We start from the raw sequence: 18193 nt of genomic DNA, 5'->3' as shown, positions 1-18193 counted from the left end.
GAGGTGATCGCTCGGCCTGACGAATAAACTATATTTAATTCCGTCGTCTTGGCGGTTTATCGGAAGCCCAAATGAGCAACGCAGATCCAACCGAACACACACCTCAAACTCCGCCGATCGACCTGACCGCCTACTGGAAAGCCGGCGCCTCTTGGGAGGCGGAGCTTTATCGCAAGGAGCGCCGCTCACGGAAAATTGCCTGGACGGTTGCGACAGTCGCCGGCATCTCCACGATGCTCAGCCTCTCGGCCCTCAACCTTCTCGTTCCTCTGAAGCAATTCGAGGCCGTGGTGGTGATCGCCGACAAGACCACCGGCTTCGTCGAGGTCGCCCGGTCCCTGAACGAGAGCAAGCTTTCCGAAAACGACGCGATCAAGACGGCGAACATCGTGCGCTACATCCGCGCGCGCGAGACCTACGATCCTCGGGCACTGAAGGACAATTACGATCTCGCCCAACTCTATTCGACGGGTCAGGCCTCGGCGGACTTGCGACACGAGTTCGAGCCGTCGAACCCGCAGTCGAAGGACAAGGTGCTCGGCCGCGACACGCGCATCGCTGTCACCATCAAGTCGGTCTCGTTCCTCAACGCCTCCACGGCGACCGTGCGCTTTTCGACGGAGACGCGGCGCGACAACACCCTTCGCCGCGAGCACTGGGTCTCGGTGGTCCGCTTCCGCTATACGACGGCGCCGCTGAAGAACGAATATCGCTTCGACAATCCTCTCGGCTTTCAGGTCGTCGAATACAGGCGCGACCAGGAATCGCTGCCCGAAGTCCTGCCGGCGGACAAGGCGGCACGCTGATGCGGAAATCCTTCCTTGCTCTCGCAACGCTCGCGCTGCTCGTCACAGCGATCACATCCACGGCGGCCGATCCTCGCATCCGCTACATCACCTTCAACAATAATTCCGTCGTGACCGTGCCGGCGGGGCTTGGCGTCTCGACGATGATCCAGCTCGGCAGCTCCGAGGTGATCGAGACGATCTCGGCCGGCGACACGGCCAGCTGGTCGATCGTCCCCAAGAAGGGCTCCGGCATCCTGTTCGTGAAGCCGTTGCGCGAGAATGCCGAAACGAACGTCAACATCGTCACCAACCAGCGCGTTTATGCCTTGCTGCTGAAAGGCTCGGCGGCGGCCGACCTGCGCGCGGCATTCCAGGTGCGGTTCAAATATCCGGACGAGGACGTCAACGCGCGGCTGCTGGCCGCCGCACAGGAAAGCGCCAAGGATCCGCTGCTCAAGGATCTCGATCCAGGCCGTCTGAACTACGACTATGTGTTCAAGGGCGATACCAGCCTGAAGCCGCGTGTCGCTTTCGACGACGGCACGCATATGTATCTGGAATTCCCCGACGAAATCCCCGCCATTTTCGTCGTCGAGGGCAAGCGTCAGGAATCGCTCGTCAACCTGCGCACCCAGGGCAAGTACGTGGTGGTCGACAAGATCGCGGCGCAGTTCACGCTGCGCGCCGGCGACAAGTGGCTGTGCCTCTATAATCGGCAGGCCAATCGCCAATCCTTCGATCTCATCGAAGACGCCTACGGGCCGAAGCGCCTCGGCAGCAAAGAGGAGCGCCAGCGATGAGCAAGATCGATTTCGACCACCTCGACGGGCAAAGCAGCGTGGCGAGCGACCGCAACGGTCGCTTGGGCAAGCTCGCCCTCCCTCTCCTGCTTGTCGTCGGCGCCGGCATCCTCGCCTATGTTAACTGGCCGACCGGCCCGCAGACCTCCAATCTGACTGAGGGCACCGGCGAGACCTTCGAGACGTCGAACTCCAGCATCCGCGATTTCCCCGACGAGCCGGTGAAACAGGCGGCCGATCCGAACCTGGTGCAGATTCCGGTCGAAGAGAAGAAGCCGGTGGACTCCGCTACTGTCGACGTCACCGTCAATCAGGGTGACGATCTCGAAAAGTTGCACCAGATCGAAGAGGCGCGTCGTCGCGCCGAGGAGGAGCGGCTTCGGGCGGAAGAAGCGCGCCGGCGTGCCGAAGAGGATGCGAGGCTTGCCGCGCTGGAGGCCAAACGCCTGGAAGATGAAGAGAAGGCGCGCTGGGAACGGCTGCGCTCTGAACAGATCATCGTCGACGGTTCCGGCCGCGAAAGCCTGTCGGCCGGAGACCAGTCGGTGACGATCGCCGATGAGGGTCAGCTTGTCGCGGTTCCCGGCGCGGAGAGCGACGCCAACAAGGCGTTCCTCGCGCAGTCGGAAAAGCAGACCGCCGGCATCGTCAAGGCAACACGCTTCGACCGGACCGACGCGCTCGTCGCACAGGGCACGATGATTCGAGGGTTCCTGGAGACAGCGATCAACACGGACCTGCCGGGCATGGTGCGCGCCGTCGTGCGCGAGGATGTTCGGTCGCTCGACGGCGCTCGCGTCCTCATACCGAAAGGTTCCCGGCTGATCGGGGAATACAAGTCCGGCCTGGCGCGCGGCCAGAAGCGCATCTTCGTCGTCTGGTCCCGCGTCATTCGCTCCGATGGCCTTTCCGTCGAGATCGCGTCGCCCGGCGCCGACCGTCTCGGCCGCGCCGGGCTGACCGGCGAGATCGACACGCATTTCTGGGAGCGCTTCGGTTCCGCGATCATGCTGTCGGTCATCGGCGGCGCGGCGGAATATGTCTCGGCGCTCGGCGACACGGCGACGGAAAGCGCCCGTTCGATCTCGACGGTCGATCCGATCACCGGTGCGGTCACGACGATCACGACCGAGCCCAGCCGCACAGCCGCCGAGGCACGCTCGATCGCCGCGGAGAAGTCATCGGCGGTCCTTCAGGACATCGCCAATGAGGCGTTCAAGGAAAGCTCGAAGATCCCGCCGACGATCTATGTCGCCCAAGGCGAGTCGATCGTCGTCTATTTGCGCCGCGATCTCGACTTCTCCGTCTTCTACTCCGATCCGATCCGGCAGGAGATGATGCGGCTGAAGCGCGGCGGGCAAATCCGCCGCAACGTCGATCCGACGCCCTATTATCCGGTGGCCCCGGTTTACAAATGAAGCAGTTTCCGTTTCTCGACAAGGCGCTGGAGCGGCTGAAGCCTTTTCTCTCGGACGAGCACGTCTCGGAAATCTCGGTCAACCGGCCGGGCGAGCTGTTCGTTGAACGTCTCGGCGTCGGCGGCATGGAGCGTGTCGTCGATGCGCAGTTCTCTGCCGAATGGATAAGGACGCTCAGCGAGCGCGTCGCCGGCTCCACCAACCAGGTCGTCAACGACGAGCATCCCATCCTGTCGGCGTCGCTCCCGACCGGGGAGCGCTTCCAATGCGTCCTGCCGCCCGCTGCACCCGATGGTGGCGCCATCTCGATCCGCAAGCAGGTGATCCACGACATTGGCCTGGACGTCTATAAAGACCGCGGTGCGTTCGAGGACACCAAGGTCGGACGCCAGCTCACGCTTTCGCCGGCCGAGGAAGAGCTTGCCGCGATGATGCAGGGCGATGTCGACGCGATGCTGTTTCTTCGGACGGCCGTGCGATCGCGGGTTTCGATCGCCGTCTCCGGCGGCACGTCGACCGGCAAGACCACCTTCCTCAATGCACTCCTGAAGGAAGTGCCGGACGAGGAACGCATCGTCACCATCGAGGACACCCGCGAGCTAAAGCCGATCACGCCGAATACGGTCACGCTGTTGGCCTCCAAGGGCGACCAGGGGCGTGCCAAGGTGACGCCGCAAGAATTGCTCGAAGCCTCGCTGCGCATGCGGCCGGATCGGTTGATGCTGGGTGAGCTGCGCGGCGCCGAAGCGTTTTCCTTCCTGCAGGCGATCAATACCGGCCACCCCGGCTCGTTGACGACGGTCCACGCCAACTCGGCGCGTTCGGCCTATGACCGTCTGGCGCTGATGGTGATGCAGAGCGGCGTTGTGCTCGAAAAGCAGGAGATCATCGACTACCTGAAGGAGGTCATTCCCGTAGTCGTCCAGCTGACGCGCCTTCCGGACGGCCGACGCGTCGTTTCGGAAATCGTCTTCACCAAGGGCGACACGCTATGAATCCGGCGATCCTGCTGTTCGGGTTGGTCATCGCTGGGGCTGCGGCCGCATTCGTCGCGTCCCTCGCCTATGCCGGTCTCTATTATGCCTTCGACAATTCAACCTGGATGTTGCGGGCCCTGCAGGACGATATGCTGGCGTCCTACAAGGCAGCACGCCTCGATCTCGCCGCCGGCGACTGGCATCGGCCGGCGATAGCGGCCGCGGCTGGTCTGCTTGCTGGCGGCGCCATGCTTGTCGCCGCCATGACGGGCAAGAAGAAGTCGACCGACGCCCGGTTTCTTAGCCCGCTGGAGGCGCGCGCCCTGGGCCTAACGCGCACCGGTGGCGTGTTCGTCGGCCGGATCGGCGGGAGCCTGATCAAGGTTCCGGGCGGCTTCACGCAGCGCGGCTCCGGTCGGCGGCGGTTCCTGAAGCCGATGCTGTTCGGCGGCAAGAAGCTCTGGATCGACGGCGATGACGTGGGCGGTTTCGTCATCGGCCCGCCCCGGTCGGGCAAAGGCGCCTCGCTTATCGTGCCGAATTGCCTGCTTTGGCCGGACAGCATCGTCGTGCTCGACATGCGCGGCGAGACCTATGAGGCTACGGCCGGTTTTCGCTCAAAATTCTCGCGCGTGCTGCGGTTCTCGCCGGCCGACGAAAACGGCGACACCGAATGCTATAATCCGCTCGACTTCGTCGCCATCGATCCCGACCAGCGCGATATCGATATCAATTCGATTGCCACCGCGATGCTGCCGACGCCGAAGGGCGATGCCTACTGGATCTCCGACGCCCGCGCCCTATTCGCCGGCGTCACCTCCTGGGTCTTGGAAAACCCGGATATTCTCGACAAGGACAAGAACCTCGGAACGGTTCTCAATGTCGTCGAGGGCGGCGATCAGCCGCTTCGCGAATGGCTCGAGGAGGTTGCCAATCCCGATCTTCGCGCGGCCTGGATCAGCCCCTTCACCTATACCACCCTCGCCCGCTTCGCCGTCATGGCCGGCAAGCAGTTCGACGGTGTCTATGGTTCGCTCGCCGCAGCGGTGCGACCGTTCAAGAACAATCGAATCCTGCGCGCGACGGCGCGATCGACATTCGACATCCGGGCCATGCGCCGCGAGAACATGAGCCTCTATCTTGATTTCCGTATCCAGCAGATCGCCTCAATCGGCCCGATCTTCAATGTGCTGATGGTCCAGTTCATGGACTACATGTCGCGCAACATGATGAAGCGCGGCGAGCGCCGCGTGCTGGTCCTGCTCGACGAGTTCCAGAATCTGGGAAAGCTGGAAAACGCATTGACCGTCGCGACGGTCCTTGGCGGCTATGGCATACCTTGCTGGTTCTTCGTGCAGTCGCTGCGCTCGATCGACAACGTCTATACCCGCGAAGGCCGGCAGACGCTGGTGAATTCCGCCCGCGCTCAGATCTTCCTCGGCGCGCAAGACCCGGAGGATCAGCGCTATGTGTCCCAGCTTCTCGGCGAGCGGAAGGAAGTTACGGTCGATAAGGCCGTTTCGACCGGCGTGACTCTGTTCGATCGCAAGGGTGCCACGATGTCCCACAAGACTGCGATGCGGCCCCTGATGCGCCCCGATGAATTGGGTTCGATGAACGAGACACGATGCATCATCAAGCTCCGAAATCAGCAGCCGATATTGGGCGTACGGAATTTCTATTATGCTGATAAGGAGCTTACGAAGCGCGCATGGCTGCAGATGCGAGCGCCATCAAAGGAAACGTCGGTTGAAGGCGTTGGCAATTTCGAGTTCGAAGTACCAGAGGCTGGGCCGTCTCCTGTCAGCGCTTCGCAGATCATATCGATACCCGGAGCAAAATTTGCTGCGAATAGCTCGGCGGTTCTCAGGAAGCCGCCGAGTCAATTGCAACCCGAGCAATTTCATGAACTGCCCGAGGGTGCCAATGAGACCCCGCGCCCCGGCCAGAACAGCGACCCGTCCTGCACAAGTCCAGCTCCGGACTTTAAATCGGCGTTGGACGCAAGCGCTCTACGAAAGGCCGGGGCAGACCAATCTATCGAGAAGATCTTGACCATATTCAAAAGCTCTCCCGCGAAGAAGCGGGCGGCGAAAAAGGTCCGGAAAGAGGTCACGCTCGCGCTTGCCGATGAATGATTTCGGCTTCACGCGGATTTGCTGAAACTGCTTCTGGTTGCTATCCCGGGTTAGCGAATATAGCTGCCGCCATTGACATCGAGGGTGGCACCGTTGAGCGACTCCTGAGAGTGACGCAACAAAAACGCGACAAGTTCAGCTATTTCGGATGCTTCGGCCATATCCCCTATTGGAATGTCCCCTACAGCTTCTCCCTTGTCATGGGCGGCGATGTATTTCTCTGCCATCTCCGTTCGGACGAGGCCAGGTGCGATAGACACCGCTATCACCCCCTCACGAGCGAAGCTTGAGGCGATGGATTTGGTGAGATTGATGAGCGCGGCCTTGGTCGCGCCATGAGGCAGTATGTCGGCGGCGGAGCCACGCTGACCGGCTTGGCCTGCCATGTTAATGATGCGCCCACCACCCTCGGTTCGAAAATGCCTGATCGCCTCCCTACAGAGATCGGCCGCAGCAAAGAGATTGAGTTGAAACTCCATTTGCCATGCGGCCTTCCAGGCCGCGGCTGAATTCTCTATCGGAATTTCGGTACGGATACCCGCATTGTTAATGACACCGTGAATACGTCCCGCGAAAGCAACCGCTTTCCGCCACAATGTGCATGGCCCCTCCGAAGTCGAAAGATCGGCTTGCACCATCAAGCCGTCGCCACCAATACGGGCCAATAGTGTCTCCGCCGCATCCTCGTCCTGGCAATAGTGGATGATTGGCCGCGCACCCTCCGAGGCGAGGCGCTCCACGATTGCCGCCCCTATGCCGCCCGACGCGCCGGTGACCAGGACTGTCTGACCACGCAAAGGCTTGCCCATATTTCGTTCCATAATAATGACACCTTCTCGAATTTCCACACACGCGTTGGACCACGAGAAAACACAATCGGCTGCCAAGTACCGCGGCGCGCCGCATGATCGGTTGAGGGGGGTTCATCGAAACAAATGACCGTCGACCGAAAACAGCCTGCGTAATCGTGGGATCTGTTGCGGGGGGAACAGGCCTCTATTTGGGAACGAAGGCACGACAAGATACGAAATCTAGCGAAACGAAACGAAACGCGAGCCACTAAGTCTTTGTTGAACAACGGAAAGTTTTTTCTCCCTCCGCCGAAGGACGGGAGTGATTTCAAAGAACTATTCAAACGAACGGCCGCGGCCGGAGCGGGACGGCCGCTTGGCAGCGATGGATTTCCAGCAGGACCATGGACGCCGGAGCTACTTGCAGAGGCGATTTCACAGATTGATGCCAACCGGATTGGGATCGACCTGCGCACGGTGCAACTTTGGTTTCAAGAGAACGACAAGGGAATCAGCACCGCCAACATTCGTTGGCTGGCAAGGATTTTTGGGTGCGATGATCCGGTCGCAACCAGCGAATGGCAGATGGAGTTGAGTGAGGCCCAATCTCGATTAACGGCCAAGAGGCGAGACGGGAGGAAAGCCGGAAGCAGCGTTGCACCGGAAGCCCCAGATATAGCACAAAATGCGACCGCCCCTGATGAGACGATGCCCTCGGTAGGGTTGGCAGGGGATGCGGACGCCAAGACGCCAGTTCGGCGTTTGGGTTTGGCGATGAGATCAGAGGCGCTTTTTAGCTCCGGCTCTCCCTTGAATTTGCCAGCGGCGGTGTTTGCGGGCGCCACCGCTCTTGGGTTTTTGTCCTATGTTACGGGGGTTCACAGCGCGAGTTACGACCGAATGGACGGGGTCGTTAAGCAGGTCGGGTTTCTCTGGGCGCCAAATTGGACATTCGTCTTCATGGTGTTCCTGCCACTATTCTTCGTGTTCGTGATAGAGCTTCTGGCCTTCTGGAAATTCGAGGGGCGTCTGAAGCTTGTCGCGCAGGCCGACGGGACGGACTCCCACGATGCTTGGGCGCGCAACGTAGAAAGCTCTTCCTCTACCTATTGGGCGGTTTTTCTGGTTTGCTTTGTATTCGCTGGGATTGTTCAGTGGATCGAAGTGTGTTTGATCCCGCTAATGAAAGGCGGCGGCGAATATGCCATGGACTGGGGAAAATTAGCGATCGTGCGCCCTGATGTCATATCAGTGCCGGAGGCGATGCTATTCACAGGGATTGCATATTTGTACATGGCGATCTCTTTCTATATTTTCTTTGCAGGCCTCATTTTGCTTTACACGATCGCTTATGATTTTTGCAAAATCAGAAAGAAACTGGAAACGCGACCTGAGGTGGATTGCCGATCCCAGCTCAACGAAGTCGGACTGACCCTGATCCGGGGAATTTTCAGGTGTACTGTTTTGGGGATTTTGGTCGCCATATGCATGAAGGGCCAAAGCTCGTACCTGACGTCGGCCGGCGAGAATATTGCGGCTTGGTTGATCAGAGATATGTCAGCGGCTATTTTTGGGCTCGACAATCTGAGCGGCACGATCGGCTATAGAATGCCGACGCACTACAGCAGCCTTCTTGTCGTTATTTCCACCTGCATCGTTTTTTTGTTTGGCGCCATCGGTTTGGGTATCGGAAACCGGTTTCGTGTACCTTTGTGGAAGATGTCGACGGTCGTAGCGTTGCTCGTTGCAGGCTACTTGTTGATCGGTGCTTTTTCTGGTTTTTCGATCCTTTTGGGCCTTGGAGTGCTTCTTGCGCTTTACGGCCTGTTTGATCCGGCGTTCGGCCGTTGGCGGGCGAGTGAAGTAGGGACCAATCTGAATGTTTCATAATTGGCTTGATCGTTGGGATGAGCGGCGGGCAAAGCGCGGTGAGGAAGGCAAGAAAGCAACGGTTTTCGCGCTCGACGCGGAACGGGCCTTTTCAGGCGCTGCGAAGATCGGGAGTATCGAGGAGTTTTGTCTTCTCGCCGACCAAGCCGTGGCTGATCAGACTTTCTTCGATGAGCCGACTAGGAGCGATCAAGGTTTTAAACGGCGAGATGGATGGCTCAAGTTTCCATCGGACACCCTGACCGACATCGACGAGAATAATGTCGTTTGGGCGAGGATCACCGAGAGTGGATCGCTCGACCGAGCGATGGTGGTTTTTCACCATTGGAATGCAAGTGCGCGGAATAATCAGCTTGCTAGGTTCTTTTCCAAGGGAGGCATAACGGTTGTGGAAATTGCTATGCCGTATCACCTCGAGCGCAGCCGTCCGGGGTCCACGCACGCCGACTACATGCTTAGCGCGAATCTCGGTCGAACGATCCAATCGATAAGGCAGGGGGTATGGGATGGGCGCAAACTCATTCGTTGGTTAAAGAGTGAAGGCTACAGAGAGATTTCTGTTCTCGGTATGAGCCTGGGCTCCTGGGTCGCAGGCCTCATCGCGGCGCACGACGCGACCGTTTCTAAGGCCTCGCTGTTTCTGGCGGCAGGAAGCCTCGCGGATATGGTTTGGACCGGCCGTGCCACGCGATCAATTCGAGAGAGCCTTGAACCGGATATTGAGCTTACTGATCTCAGGAGAGCCTGGGCGCAACTTAACATCGAGAATTACGCGGATCGTTTGGCACGACCGGATCTCATTCTTCACGTTGTGCTGGCGAAGAGAGATAAAGTGGTGTTGCCAGAGCTGTCGGAGAGGTTAATACAGAGGCTGACCTGCGCAGGCGCTAGACCAAGTATTTTGCAATTGAACTGTGGTCACTATTCACTCGCTATGCCGCCTTACATTCTGTCGGCGGGTTTGAGCTTGAAGCGGTTTCTGTCATTTTGATAGCCCTCGGTAAGCTATTGCCCCCGCTCCACCGGCGTACCTATGGTTCCTTTTGGCTTGACGGGGTTGGGATGTCCAAGAAATGGAGGGTCCAAAATAGGGGCGCCGCCCTTGACCTTCCAACACTAGGAATCGGTACGGTGCGCTCCATGTCATGATTCTCACGGACATGGAGTGCACTGTGTTTATTCAGCCCATCGACTACCTGCTTTTCATCTGGTTCGTCCTTTCAGGCTTGAGCACGGCATATGTTGCCTGGGATCAATTCAGGAACAATCCAGAACCGGCCGTGATGAAGTGGGGCTTCATCCTCGTCACGCTCTACCTCGGTCCAGTTGGACTGCTCCTTTACGTTCTGGCTGACAAAGAGCCTGCGCCCGGAACCCATGAAGAGTTCATCAAGCCACTGTGGAAGCAGGGCATCGGGTCCACCATTCACTGCGTAGCAGGCGATGCCACCGGCATCATAATTGCCGCCGCGATCACGGCGGTACTCGGCCTCCCAATGTGGATCGACATCATCATCGAGTACATCGCGGGCTTCACCCTAGGCCTCTTCGTATTCCAAGCGCTCTTCATGAAAAACATGATGGGCGGCAGCTACTGGCAGAACGTCAAAAATTCCTTCGTGCCCGAGTTCATCAGCATGAATGCTATGATGGCGGGAATGGCTCCGGTCATGGCAATCCTCATGATGGGACGCGACATGAGGGCGATGTGGCCGGGTGAAATGTTGTTCTGGGGCGTCATGGCACTGGGTATTGGCGTGGGTTTTGCCGTTGCATATCCCTTTAATGTCTGGCTTGTCGCGAAGGGCCTCAAGCACGGGCTCATGACCGAGCGCCCGCATGATGCACACCAGCGGCATGCATCCCATGCGCAGTATGGGCGACAGACGGGTTGCCATGAGCAGCACAAGGGCCATCAGCAACATGAACCTGGTGGCGCGCAGCCAAACAGAGCTTTCGCCCCTACCCGCATCCAGATCGGAGCAATGGCTGGGTTCACCTCGATCATGCTGATTGCTGGCTTCGCCTACCCCTTTATGAAGGTGAACATGCACCTGAGCGCCCATGATGTGGGCGGTGCGATAATGGCTCCCGGGATGATCATGACCTTCGATACACCTGGCGACGCGATGCGTGACATGGCGGCGATTGACCCTCGGCTCGTGGACTTCAACGCTCCCGCCACCGCAAGTGGCGGTCAGGTACTTCAACCGCGAATGGAGGGCGATGTGAAGGTCTTCGACCTGACGGCGTCCGTGATCAGTTGGTCGATCTTGCCAGGGGAAACCGTCGAAGCCTACGCGTACAACAATCAGGTGCCCGGTCCCACTTTACGGATTGTCGAAGGCGACAAAGTCAGGATTAACGTCACTAATCGCCTGCCGGAGAGCACGACCGTCCACTGGCATGGTCTGATCCTGCCAAATGAAATGGATGGACCGGCTCATATCACCCAGGAGCCGATACAGCCCGGACAGACCTTCACATACGAGTACACGGTTGAGCAGGCCGGCACCTATTTCTACCACACCCATGACCATGTGGATCGGCAGCAGTCGCTTGGCTTGTACGGCGCGCTGATTATCGATCCGAAGGACCCGGCGGAGGCTATTCCCGCCGACCTCGAATACACGATGCAATTACAGGAATGGGTAAAGAGGGAATGGTTAACTTATCCTGCGATGCCCATGGAAGGGGCGCTTCCCAATTTCTTTACGATTAACGGCAAATCGTTCCCCGCCACCGACACGATTAAGATGAAGGTCGGCCAGAAATTGAAGGTTCGCTTCGTTGGCTCGCATACGACCGCCATTCACCCAATGCATATTCACGGAGGCCCGTTTGAGATTGCCGCAGTTGATGGTGAGACGCTTCAGCCGAGCGCTCGATATCTAGCCGACACGGTAAATGTCGCTCCAGGCCAACGATATGATGTGCTTTGGACAGCGCAACGCCCGGGTAAGTGGCTGGTTCATTGCCATATCTCCCATCACACCACCAACAACAACGTCGAGATTGATGGGGGTGGCGGGCTCATGCTCGTGATAGATGTTGAATCGGTTTGAATTTCAGGCAGACGGGCACCGAACGCACCTGGATCGTTCATAAACCTCCGATAGCCTCCGCGCCGATAATCAGCTTCATGCCTGAAGCCATCAGTATGGCCGCGAGTAGGTAACGCGTCATGCCATCAGACATGAATTTTAGACCGACCGTAGTCCCAATGGCCGCTCCGGCAAGCGCGGCGACTGCGAAAAAAAAGGCATTCGCTCCGAGCACTTGTCCGGTCGACAGTGCGCCTGCCAGACCAGAAGCCGAGTTGATCAGAATAAATGGTAGAGACAAGATCGCGGCTTTCCTGGGCGTGCACCATCCCAACGTGATGAGAAGAGGTACGAGGAATACACCACCCCCAATCCCTGAGACCCCCGATAGAATGCCCGTCACCGCACCCACTCCGATAGTTGCCCATTGGGATCGATGCCGCTGTTCGTCCCTGGTCTCGACGCGTTGGCGGATCATGAGAACTGCCGCCACAACAAGAAGCAAGCCCGTAATCATTGAATAGGCCTCCTGCCCAAACGCGATCAGTCCACCGATGAACGAGAACACAACGGAAGAAACCGCGAGATTGGCCAGAAAGCGCCAGTCGATTAGATCGTGCCGATTCAGTCGCCAGGTGGCGTATCCTGCCGCGACAATATTTAGAAAGAGCGCTGTCGGCCGCATTTCCAGAGAAGGAAATGCGGCCAGTCCCATGACCGCCAGGAACGCAGTTCCACCGGCCTGACCGGCTGCCGAGTAAATGACGGAGACGACACCGATTGCGATTGCGACGATAACGGTGTTGTCCATGCCCAGTCCCCACAAAAAGCTATGCCGGAAGTACCGTGGGCCGAGCGCCCACGGCAAGGGACGAGCATCTTTTGGAGACCATGAACGAGGTCAAACTTTCTTCGGCCGAACGCTCATGTAGACAGCGGTTTCTCCACTCCGGCTCACGCTCAAAACGTCGTAGGAGGCAACTGAGGGATCATCACCCATCCCAAGGGAGCCGAGCGGCATAGCTGGAACTGCAATGCCAAGGATGTCGGGAACCTCGTTCCGCAGCCTTTTAACGGCATCGAGGGGTACATGTCCTTCGATAAAATACGGCCCGAGGACAGCTGTGTGGCAACCCTCTGCAGTCTGGGGTACGCGGTACTTCCTTTTAATCGAGTCGAGATCATCAACCTCACGCAGATCGACTTGGAAACCGGCATTGCCCATCGCGGTCGCCCAGGCACCACAGCAGCCACAGCTCGGGTCCTTGTATACCGTCATTCGTGTTTGTGACGCCCCTACTGGGCGAGCGCTGGCAACGACTACAGATGCCATTGCCGTGCAGACGAATTGTCTCCTGTTCATGTGAGAACTCCTTCGGCTAGATTTTGATTGGATTGTTCGATTTGCTCGACGGGCGAGGCAGGCAGTTGCCATCCCTTCACGAGCGCATAGACGGCAGGAATGACCACCAGCGTCAGGATGGTCGACGACACCATCCCGCCGATCATCGGAACGGCGATGCGTTGCATGATTTCTGAGCCAGCCCCGGTGCTCCAAAGGATCGGGATCAGACCAGCCATGATGGCGACGACGGTCATCATCTTGGGTCGCACTCGCTCAACCGCACCGACCATGATGGCGTCCCGCAAATCCGCTTTGGTCAAGGCACGCCGCTGCACCTGACAGGCCTCCTGTTTCTCACGAAGAGCATGGTCGAGGTAGATCAGCATGATCACCCCGGTTTCTGCAGCAACGCCAGCCAGAGCGATGAACCCAACGGCGACCGCAACGGAAGCATTGAAGCCGAGCCACCACATCAGCCAGATACCCCCGACGAGCGCGAACGGTAGCGAGAGCATGACAATCAGCGTTTCGGTCAGCGCTCTGAAGTTGAGGTAGAGAAGAAGGAAAATTAGAGCGAGCGTGAGCGGAACGACGATGGAAAGCCTATCCTTTGCCCGTTCAAGATATTCGAACTGGCCGCTCCAGGCGACGGAATAACCGGGTGGCATCTCGACGCTTTTTTCCACCGCCTCTCGTGCCTCTTGCACGTAGCCGCCAAGGTCCCGCCCGGCGATGTCGACAAATACGTAAACGGCGAGCTGACCGTTCTCCGTCCTGATGCTTGTTGCCCCACGGCTCAGACGCACCTCTGCGACCTGCCCAAGAGGGACTGACCCACCAGTGGGGACATCGACCTGAACATCGCGCGCGATTGCTTGAGGATCGCTCCTGAACGCCCGTGGATAGCGGACGGCCACACCATATCGCTCGCGCCCCTCGACCGTGGATGTCACGACCTCGGCCCCAAGGGCAATGCCGATGACCTCCTGAACGTCGCCCACGGTCAACCCGTATCTTCCGAGGGCTATGCGATCCGGAATGATGTCGAGGTAGTATCCCCCGATTACACGTTCCGCATATGCGCTCGATGTTCCGGGAACTGCCTTCAGGACGGTCTCAATGTCGCGCGCGATACGCTCCATTTCCTTGAGATCGGTTCCGAACACTTTCACCCCGACAGGCGTGCGTATGCCCGTCGAGAGCATGTCGATACGCGCCCGGATCGGCATGGTCCAGGCATTGGAGACGCCGGGGAACTGGAGCGCCGCGTCCATCTCCTGCTTAAGGCTGTCTATAGTCACACCAGGCCGCCACCCCGATTTCGGCTTGAGCGCAATGATCGTCTCGAACATTTCGGTCGGGGCCGGATCGGTCGCGGTCAGTGCCCGCCCCGCCTTTCCGAACACGGTTTCCACTTCTGGAAAGGACTTGATGATCCTGTCCTGGGTCTGCATCAGTTCAGCTGCCTTGGTGACGGACAGACCGGGCAGTGTCGTCGGCATGTACATCAGCGTGCCCTCGTTCAGGCTCGGCATGAACTCGGTTCCGATTTGGCGCGCAGGCCAGATCGTGACTGCCAATGCGACGACGGCCAACAGAATGGTGACCACCTTGGCCCTCAATACTCCCGTGATGATCGGGCGATAGACCCAGATCAGGCACCGGTTTAGCGGATTTCGGTGTTCGGAAACAATCTTTCCTCGGACGAAAACAACCATCAGGGCCGGAACGAGCGTGACCGACAGCAGCGCTGCGGCTGCCATAGCGAAGGTCTTCGTGAACGCCAAGGGACCGAAGAGGCGGCCCTCCTGGGATTCCAGGGTGAAGATCGGCAGGAAGGATACCGTGATGATGAGGAGGCTGAAGAATAGAGCCGGACCGACTTCGCTCGCCGCCGCGATCAGGACCTCAGTCCTCTTCCTGTCAGGCGGTGCACGTTCAAGATGCTTGTGCGCGTTTTCGATCATGACGATGGCGGCATCGATCATGGCACCGATGGCAATCGCGATACCGCCCAGGCTCATGATGTTTGCGCCAATGCCCAACGCCCGCATGGCGACAAAGGCCATGAGAATCCCGACCGGCAGCATGATGATCGCGACCAATGCACTTCGCACGTGGAGCAGGAAGGCAATCGTCACCAGCGCGACCACTATCGATTCCTCGATCAACGTAACTTTCAACGTCTCGATGGCGGCTTCAATCAGTTGCGACCGGTCATAAACGGGCACGATGTCAGTGCCTTCCGGCAGACTCTTCTTGATGTCGGCGAGGTTCTCCTTAACGCCCTCGATCACAGACAACGCATTCGAACCGAAGCGCTGAAGAACGATACCGCTTGCAACTTCGCCCTCCCCGTTCAGCTCCGCAATGCCACGCCGCTCGTCCGGAACAATTTCAACGCGAGCAACGTCCCTTAGACGAAGTGGCGCACCCATCTCAGTCGCCAGAACGATGTTCTCGATGTCAGAGCCGCCCTGCAGGTAGCCTTTTCCTCGCACCATAAACTCGAATTCGGACAGTTCGACCGTCCGGCCACCCACATCGCGATTACTGGCGCGAATAGCGTCGGTCACCTGCTTGAGCGTAATTCCTTGCGCCCGAAGACGAATTGGATCAATGACGACCGAATACTGCTTCACGAAGCCACCGACACTGGCCACCTCGGAAACGCCATCGGCTTTGGCCAACCCGAACTTGACCACCCAGTCCTGCAGGGAGCGAAGCTCGGCGAGCGACAGCTCCTTGGCAATTAACGCATACTGATAAACCCAGCCCACACCGGTCGCGTCGGGACCAAGGCTCGGCGCGACGTTGCCAGGAAGACGGCTGGCGGCAGCGTTCAGGTATTCCAGGACTCGGCTGCGCGCCCAATAAGGATCGGTGCCATCCTCGAAAATGACGTAGACAAACGAAACGCCAAAGAAGGAGAAGCCTCTCACGACCTTGGAGCGCGGTACGGTCAACATCGACGTCGTCAGCGGATAGGTGACCTGATCTTCGACGACCTGTGGCGCTTGCCCCGGGTAATCGGTGTAGACGATGACCTGAACATCCGACAGATCGGGTATCGCGTCCAGGGGAAGTGTCCTGAGGGAGTAGACGCCTGCCGCAACAGCGAGACCCGCACCAACGAAAATCAGCACGAGATTGCGAGCGGACCAGGCGATCAGGTTTGCGATCATGGCTTGCCTTCCGTGGCTGCGAGAGAGTTGAGAGCCGACGTCAGGTTACTTTCGGCGTCCAAAAGGAAATTTGCTGCCGTGACGACACGGTCTCCGACGTCAACCCCTTCCGTAATTTCGACGGTATCATTCCCGCGCGCACCGATTTTCACGTCGCGCGTTTCGAACCGTCCCTCCCCTTTATCTACGAACACCAACCGGCGACTTCCGGTATCAACGACCGCAGATCCTGGGATCGCGACGACCGGTGCATCTGCACCGGTTTCCACCTCTACCTCGGCAAACATGTTTGCCAGTAGCGTGCCCTGAGGGTTCGCAATCTCTATCCGAACTTTTGCTGTTCTGGTCCGTGTTTGCAGGTCCGGGTAGACAAGAGCGACTGTGCTTTGGACGACCTTGCCCGCGAAGTTCGGGAATCTGACCGAAACGGGTTGACCGACCTTGATGGTAGCAAGGTCAGACTCCGGCACATCGGCAATAACCCAGACCACCGAGTTGTCGACGATCCGGAATAGAGCATCACCAGCTTCGGCCATCATGCCTGGGAGCGCTGGTCGTTCGAGAATGACGCCATCGGTAGGGGCGTAATACTCTAAGGAGCGAGGCACGACGCCTTCCTTGGCGATAATGTCGATGGTTCTGTCCTGAAGCCCCAGGTTGCGAAGCTGTTGCCTCACCCCATCGATGCCCTTACCTCCGATACCTGCTCGGACGGATGCCGCATACTCCGCAGCTGCCCGGGCGATATCGCCGGAGTAGAACGAGAAGAGGTGGTCAGCGGCCTTTATCCGGTCACCGGTTGTGACGTTCGCAACGTTGTCTATGAATGCATCTGTCCGCATTGAGACGAACTGGACGCGTCGCTCATCGAACTGCACTGTGCCCGGAACCCTCACGCGACGCGAGATTTTCTGCCGTTCGACCGTGGCTGTTCTGACGCCGGTTTTCTGCAGCTTGCCCAGAGGCACTCGTAGCTCGCCATCTTTAAGCTGCTCGCCCTCGTAGACCGGAAGGTAATCCATCCCCATGGAGTCCTTCTTTGGAACCGGCGATGTGTCAGCGAGGCCCATGGGATTGCGGTAGTATAGGACCTTGCGCTCGGTCGCCTCTATCGCATTTTCATTTTCCTGTTGGACCGCGTCGAAGCTGACGTCCTCGCTTTGACGCACCTCAAGAAATGACCGGCCGTCTGGTGTTTGCCTCGGAACGGCGGAATATTCCGGCAGCCCATCTGGATGCCGGAAATAGATCACTTTGCCCGTTGCCTGTTTTCTTGCAGGCGGAGACCCTACGCTTGACGAAACAAAACGTTCGACGTGCTCTCGACCGATGCCGTTGATGCCAGCCGCATAGGTCCCTGCCCCGACGGCGATCAACACGGCCGAAGCGAGAAGAATCCTGCCGACTCTCATGGCTTTGCCTGCAGAACCAGCTCGCCTTGGACCGTCTCTGATTCACCTTGGACCTTTAGGGCCAGTTTAAATCGCCATCCTCCTTCCATGGAGAGGTTGGCCTTGAAGCGATAGACGCCAGCTTCTTCGGAGGGAAGCGGGTCCAATGTCGTGGTCATGGCCTCCATCCCCTCAGGGGCCATGTCAAGGCGGGTGGCGAAGATTACGGCATCTGACACGGGTTTGCCGGACCGTTTATCTTTGATGAGAACGGTGACCACCGCCTCAGGACCCTGGGCCACTGACGTCTCAGCCAGATGGAACTCATAGTTCGCCGAGCCAGCCGAGACGGTGTAAGGAAGAAGCGGCACGAAAAGAACAGCTGTCAGCAGCCGCATAGTTTGTGGGATGTTTTTCATTGATATC

Annotated in this window: 14 protein-coding genes; 8 read left to right on the top strand and 6 right to left on the bottom strand. The window is 58.6% G+C overall.

Annotation, left to right across the window (positions count from 1 at the left end; translation table 11 throughout):
- Nucleotides 1-71 precede the first annotated feature (71 nt).
- The 5 genes from AC1Q6Z_RS31260 to AC1Q6Z_RS31240 all read left to right on the top strand — a co-directional run bounded on the left by AC1Q6Z_RS31260 (nt 72) and on the right by AC1Q6Z_RS31240 (nt 6121).
- Nucleotides 72-806, top strand: a complete 735-nt coding sequence (locus tag AC1Q6Z_RS31260; RefSeq protein WP_226923685.1) for a VirB8 family type IV secretion system protein — start codon at nt 72-74, stop codon at nt 804-806.
- The gene (locus AC1Q6Z_RS31255) at nt 806-1588 is read left to right on the top strand and encodes a TrbG/VirB9 family P-type conjugative transfer protein (protein ID WP_226923687.1); all 783 of its coding nucleotides are present in this window, start codon (nt 806-808) and stop codon (nt 1586-1588) included. Before AC1Q6Z_RS31260 ends, AC1Q6Z_RS31255 begins: the two co-directional genes overlap by 1 nt.
- Nucleotides 1585-3006, top strand: coding sequence for a type IV secretion system protein VirB10 (gene virB10 / locus AC1Q6Z_RS31250; RefSeq protein WP_226923688.1), 1422 nt, complete (start codon nt 1585-1587; stop codon nt 3004-3006). The genes AC1Q6Z_RS31255 and virB10 overlap by 4 nt, the downstream gene beginning before the upstream one ends.
- Complete coding sequence (virB11, locus tag AC1Q6Z_RS31245; protein WP_226923690.1) at nt 3003-4001, top strand: P-type DNA transfer ATPase VirB11; 999 nt, start codon at nt 3003-3005, stop codon at nt 3999-4001. Before virB10 ends, virB11 begins: the two co-directional genes overlap by 4 nt.
- A gap of 230 nt (nt 4002-4231) precedes the next feature.
- The gene (locus AC1Q6Z_RS31240) at nt 4232-6121 is read left to right on the top strand and encodes a type IV secretory system conjugative DNA transfer family protein (protein ID WP_492650227.1); all 1890 of its coding nucleotides are present in this window, start codon (nt 4232-4234) and stop codon (nt 6119-6121) included.
- 50 nt (nt 6122-6171) lie between these two features.
- On the opposite strand, the gene AC1Q6Z_RS31235 is transcribed toward AC1Q6Z_RS31240, so the two are convergent.
- Nucleotides 6172-6930, bottom strand: coding sequence for an SDR family NAD(P)-dependent oxidoreductase (locus AC1Q6Z_RS31235; RefSeq protein ID WP_298103138.1), 759 nt, complete (start codon nt 6928-6930; stop codon nt 6172-6174).
- 258 nt (nt 6931-7188) lie between these two features.
- Between AC1Q6Z_RS31235 and AC1Q6Z_RS31230 the strand changes: the two genes are divergently transcribed.
- The 3 genes from AC1Q6Z_RS31230 (at nt 7189) to AC1Q6Z_RS31220 (ending at nt 11867) form a co-directional block, all read left to right on the top strand.
- The gene (locus AC1Q6Z_RS31230; RefSeq protein WP_226923697.1) at nt 7189-8802 is read left to right on the top strand and encodes an RcgA family putative transporter; all 1614 of its coding nucleotides are present in this window, start codon (nt 7189-7191) and stop codon (nt 8800-8802) included.
- Nucleotides 8792-9793, top strand: coding sequence for an alpha/beta hydrolase family protein (locus AC1Q6Z_RS31225; RefSeq protein ID WP_492650226.1), 1002 nt, complete (start codon nt 8792-8794; stop codon nt 9791-9793). Before AC1Q6Z_RS31230 ends, AC1Q6Z_RS31225 begins: the two co-directional genes overlap by 11 nt.
- 154 nt (nt 9794-9947) lie before the next feature.
- Nucleotides 9948-11867 carry a multicopper oxidase domain-containing protein gene (locus tag AC1Q6Z_RS31220; protein WP_492650225.1) on the top strand — a complete coding sequence of 640 codons (1920 nt, stop codon included), beginning with the start codon at nt 9948-9950 and terminating at the stop codon, nt 11865-11867.
- Nucleotides 11868-11904: 37 nt separating this feature from the next.
- On the opposite strand, the gene AC1Q6Z_RS31215 is transcribed toward AC1Q6Z_RS31220, so the two are convergent.
- The 5 genes from AC1Q6Z_RS31215 to AC1Q6Z_RS31195 form a co-directional block, all read right to left on the bottom strand.
- Nucleotides 11905-12657, bottom strand: a complete 753-nt coding sequence (locus tag AC1Q6Z_RS31215) for a sulfite exporter TauE/SafE family protein (RefSeq protein ID WP_492650224.1) — start codon at nt 12655-12657, stop codon at nt 11905-11907.
- Nucleotides 12658-12747: 90 nt separating this feature from the next.
- The gene (locus tag AC1Q6Z_RS31210) at nt 12748-13209 is read right to left on the bottom strand and encodes a DUF411 domain-containing protein (RefSeq protein WP_082342935.1); all 462 of its coding nucleotides are present in this window, start codon (nt 13207-13209) and stop codon (nt 12748-12750) included.
- The gene (locus tag AC1Q6Z_RS31205) at nt 13206-16376 is read right to left on the bottom strand and encodes an efflux RND transporter permease subunit (RefSeq protein WP_050746974.1); all 3171 of its coding nucleotides are present in this window, start codon (nt 16374-16376) and stop codon (nt 13206-13208) included. The genes AC1Q6Z_RS31210 and AC1Q6Z_RS31205 overlap by 4 nt, the downstream gene beginning before the upstream one ends.
- A complete protein-coding gene (locus AC1Q6Z_RS31200; RefSeq protein ID WP_050746975.1) occupies nt 16373-17788 on the bottom strand; it encodes an efflux RND transporter periplasmic adaptor subunit in 1416 nt (471 codons plus the stop codon). Before AC1Q6Z_RS31200 ends, AC1Q6Z_RS31205 begins: the two co-directional genes overlap by 4 nt.
- The gene (locus AC1Q6Z_RS31195; RefSeq protein ID WP_082342937.1) at nt 17785-18186 is read right to left on the bottom strand and encodes a FixH family protein; all 402 of its coding nucleotides are present in this window, start codon (nt 18184-18186) and stop codon (nt 17785-17787) included. The genes AC1Q6Z_RS31200 and AC1Q6Z_RS31195 overlap by 4 nt, the downstream gene beginning before the upstream one ends.
- Nucleotides 18187-18193: the final 7 nt, after the last annotated feature.

The organism is Shinella sp. GW835-FHT14H05, from assembly GCF_058793575.1.
The sequence above is the reverse complement of the archived record's forward strand: the minus strand, read 5'-3'. Positions and strand labels throughout refer to the sequence as shown.

Bases quoted from the DNA above. Each gene is read 5' to 3' on its own strand.
- AC1Q6Z_RS31255 (WP_226923687.1), top strand. From the start codon at position 806: ATGCGGAAATCCTTCCTTGCTCTCGCAACGCTCGCGCTGCTCGTCACA.
- AC1Q6Z_RS31205 (WP_050746974.1), bottom strand. From the start codon at position 16,376: ATGATCGCAAACCTGATCGCCTGGTCCGCTCGCAATCTCGTGCTGATT.
- AC1Q6Z_RS31235 (WP_298103138.1), bottom strand. From the start codon at position 6,930: ATGGGCAAGCCTTTGCGTGGTCAGACAGTCCTGGTCACCGGCGCGTCG.
- AC1Q6Z_RS31200 (WP_050746975.1), bottom strand. From the start codon at position 17,788: ATGAGAGTCGGCAGGATTCTTCTCGCTTCGGCCGTGTTGATCGCCGTC.
- AC1Q6Z_RS31210 (WP_082342935.1), bottom strand. From the start codon at position 13,209: ATGAACAGGAGACAATTCGTCTGCACGGCAATGGCATCTGTAGTCGTT.
- virB11 (WP_226923690.1), top strand. From the start codon at position 3,003: ATGAAGCAGTTTCCGTTTCTCGACAAGGCGCTGGAGCGGCTGAAGCCT.
- AC1Q6Z_RS31225 (WP_492650226.1), top strand. From the start codon at position 8,792: ATGTTTCATAATTGGCTTGATCGTTGGGATGAGCGGCGGGCAAAGCGC.
- AC1Q6Z_RS31195 (WP_082342937.1), bottom strand. From the start codon at position 18,186: ATGAAAAACATCCCACAAACTATGCGGCTGCTGACAGCTGTTCTTTTC.
- AC1Q6Z_RS31215 (WP_492650224.1), bottom strand. From the start codon at position 12,657: ATGGACAACACCGTTATCGTCGCAATCGCAATCGGTGTCGTCTCCGTC.
- AC1Q6Z_RS31260 (WP_226923685.1), top strand. From the start codon at position 72: ATGAGCAACGCAGATCCAACCGAACACACACCTCAAACTCCGCCGATC.
- AC1Q6Z_RS31220 (WP_492650225.1), top strand. From the start codon at position 9,948: ATGATTCTCACGGACATGGAGTGCACTGTGTTTATTCAGCCCATCGAC.
- AC1Q6Z_RS31240 (WP_492650227.1), top strand. From the start codon at position 4,232: ATGCTTGTCGCCGCCATGACGGGCAAGAAGAAGTCGACCGACGCCCGG.
- virB10 (WP_226923688.1), top strand. From the start codon at position 1,585: ATGAGCAAGATCGATTTCGACCACCTCGACGGGCAAAGCAGCGTGGCG.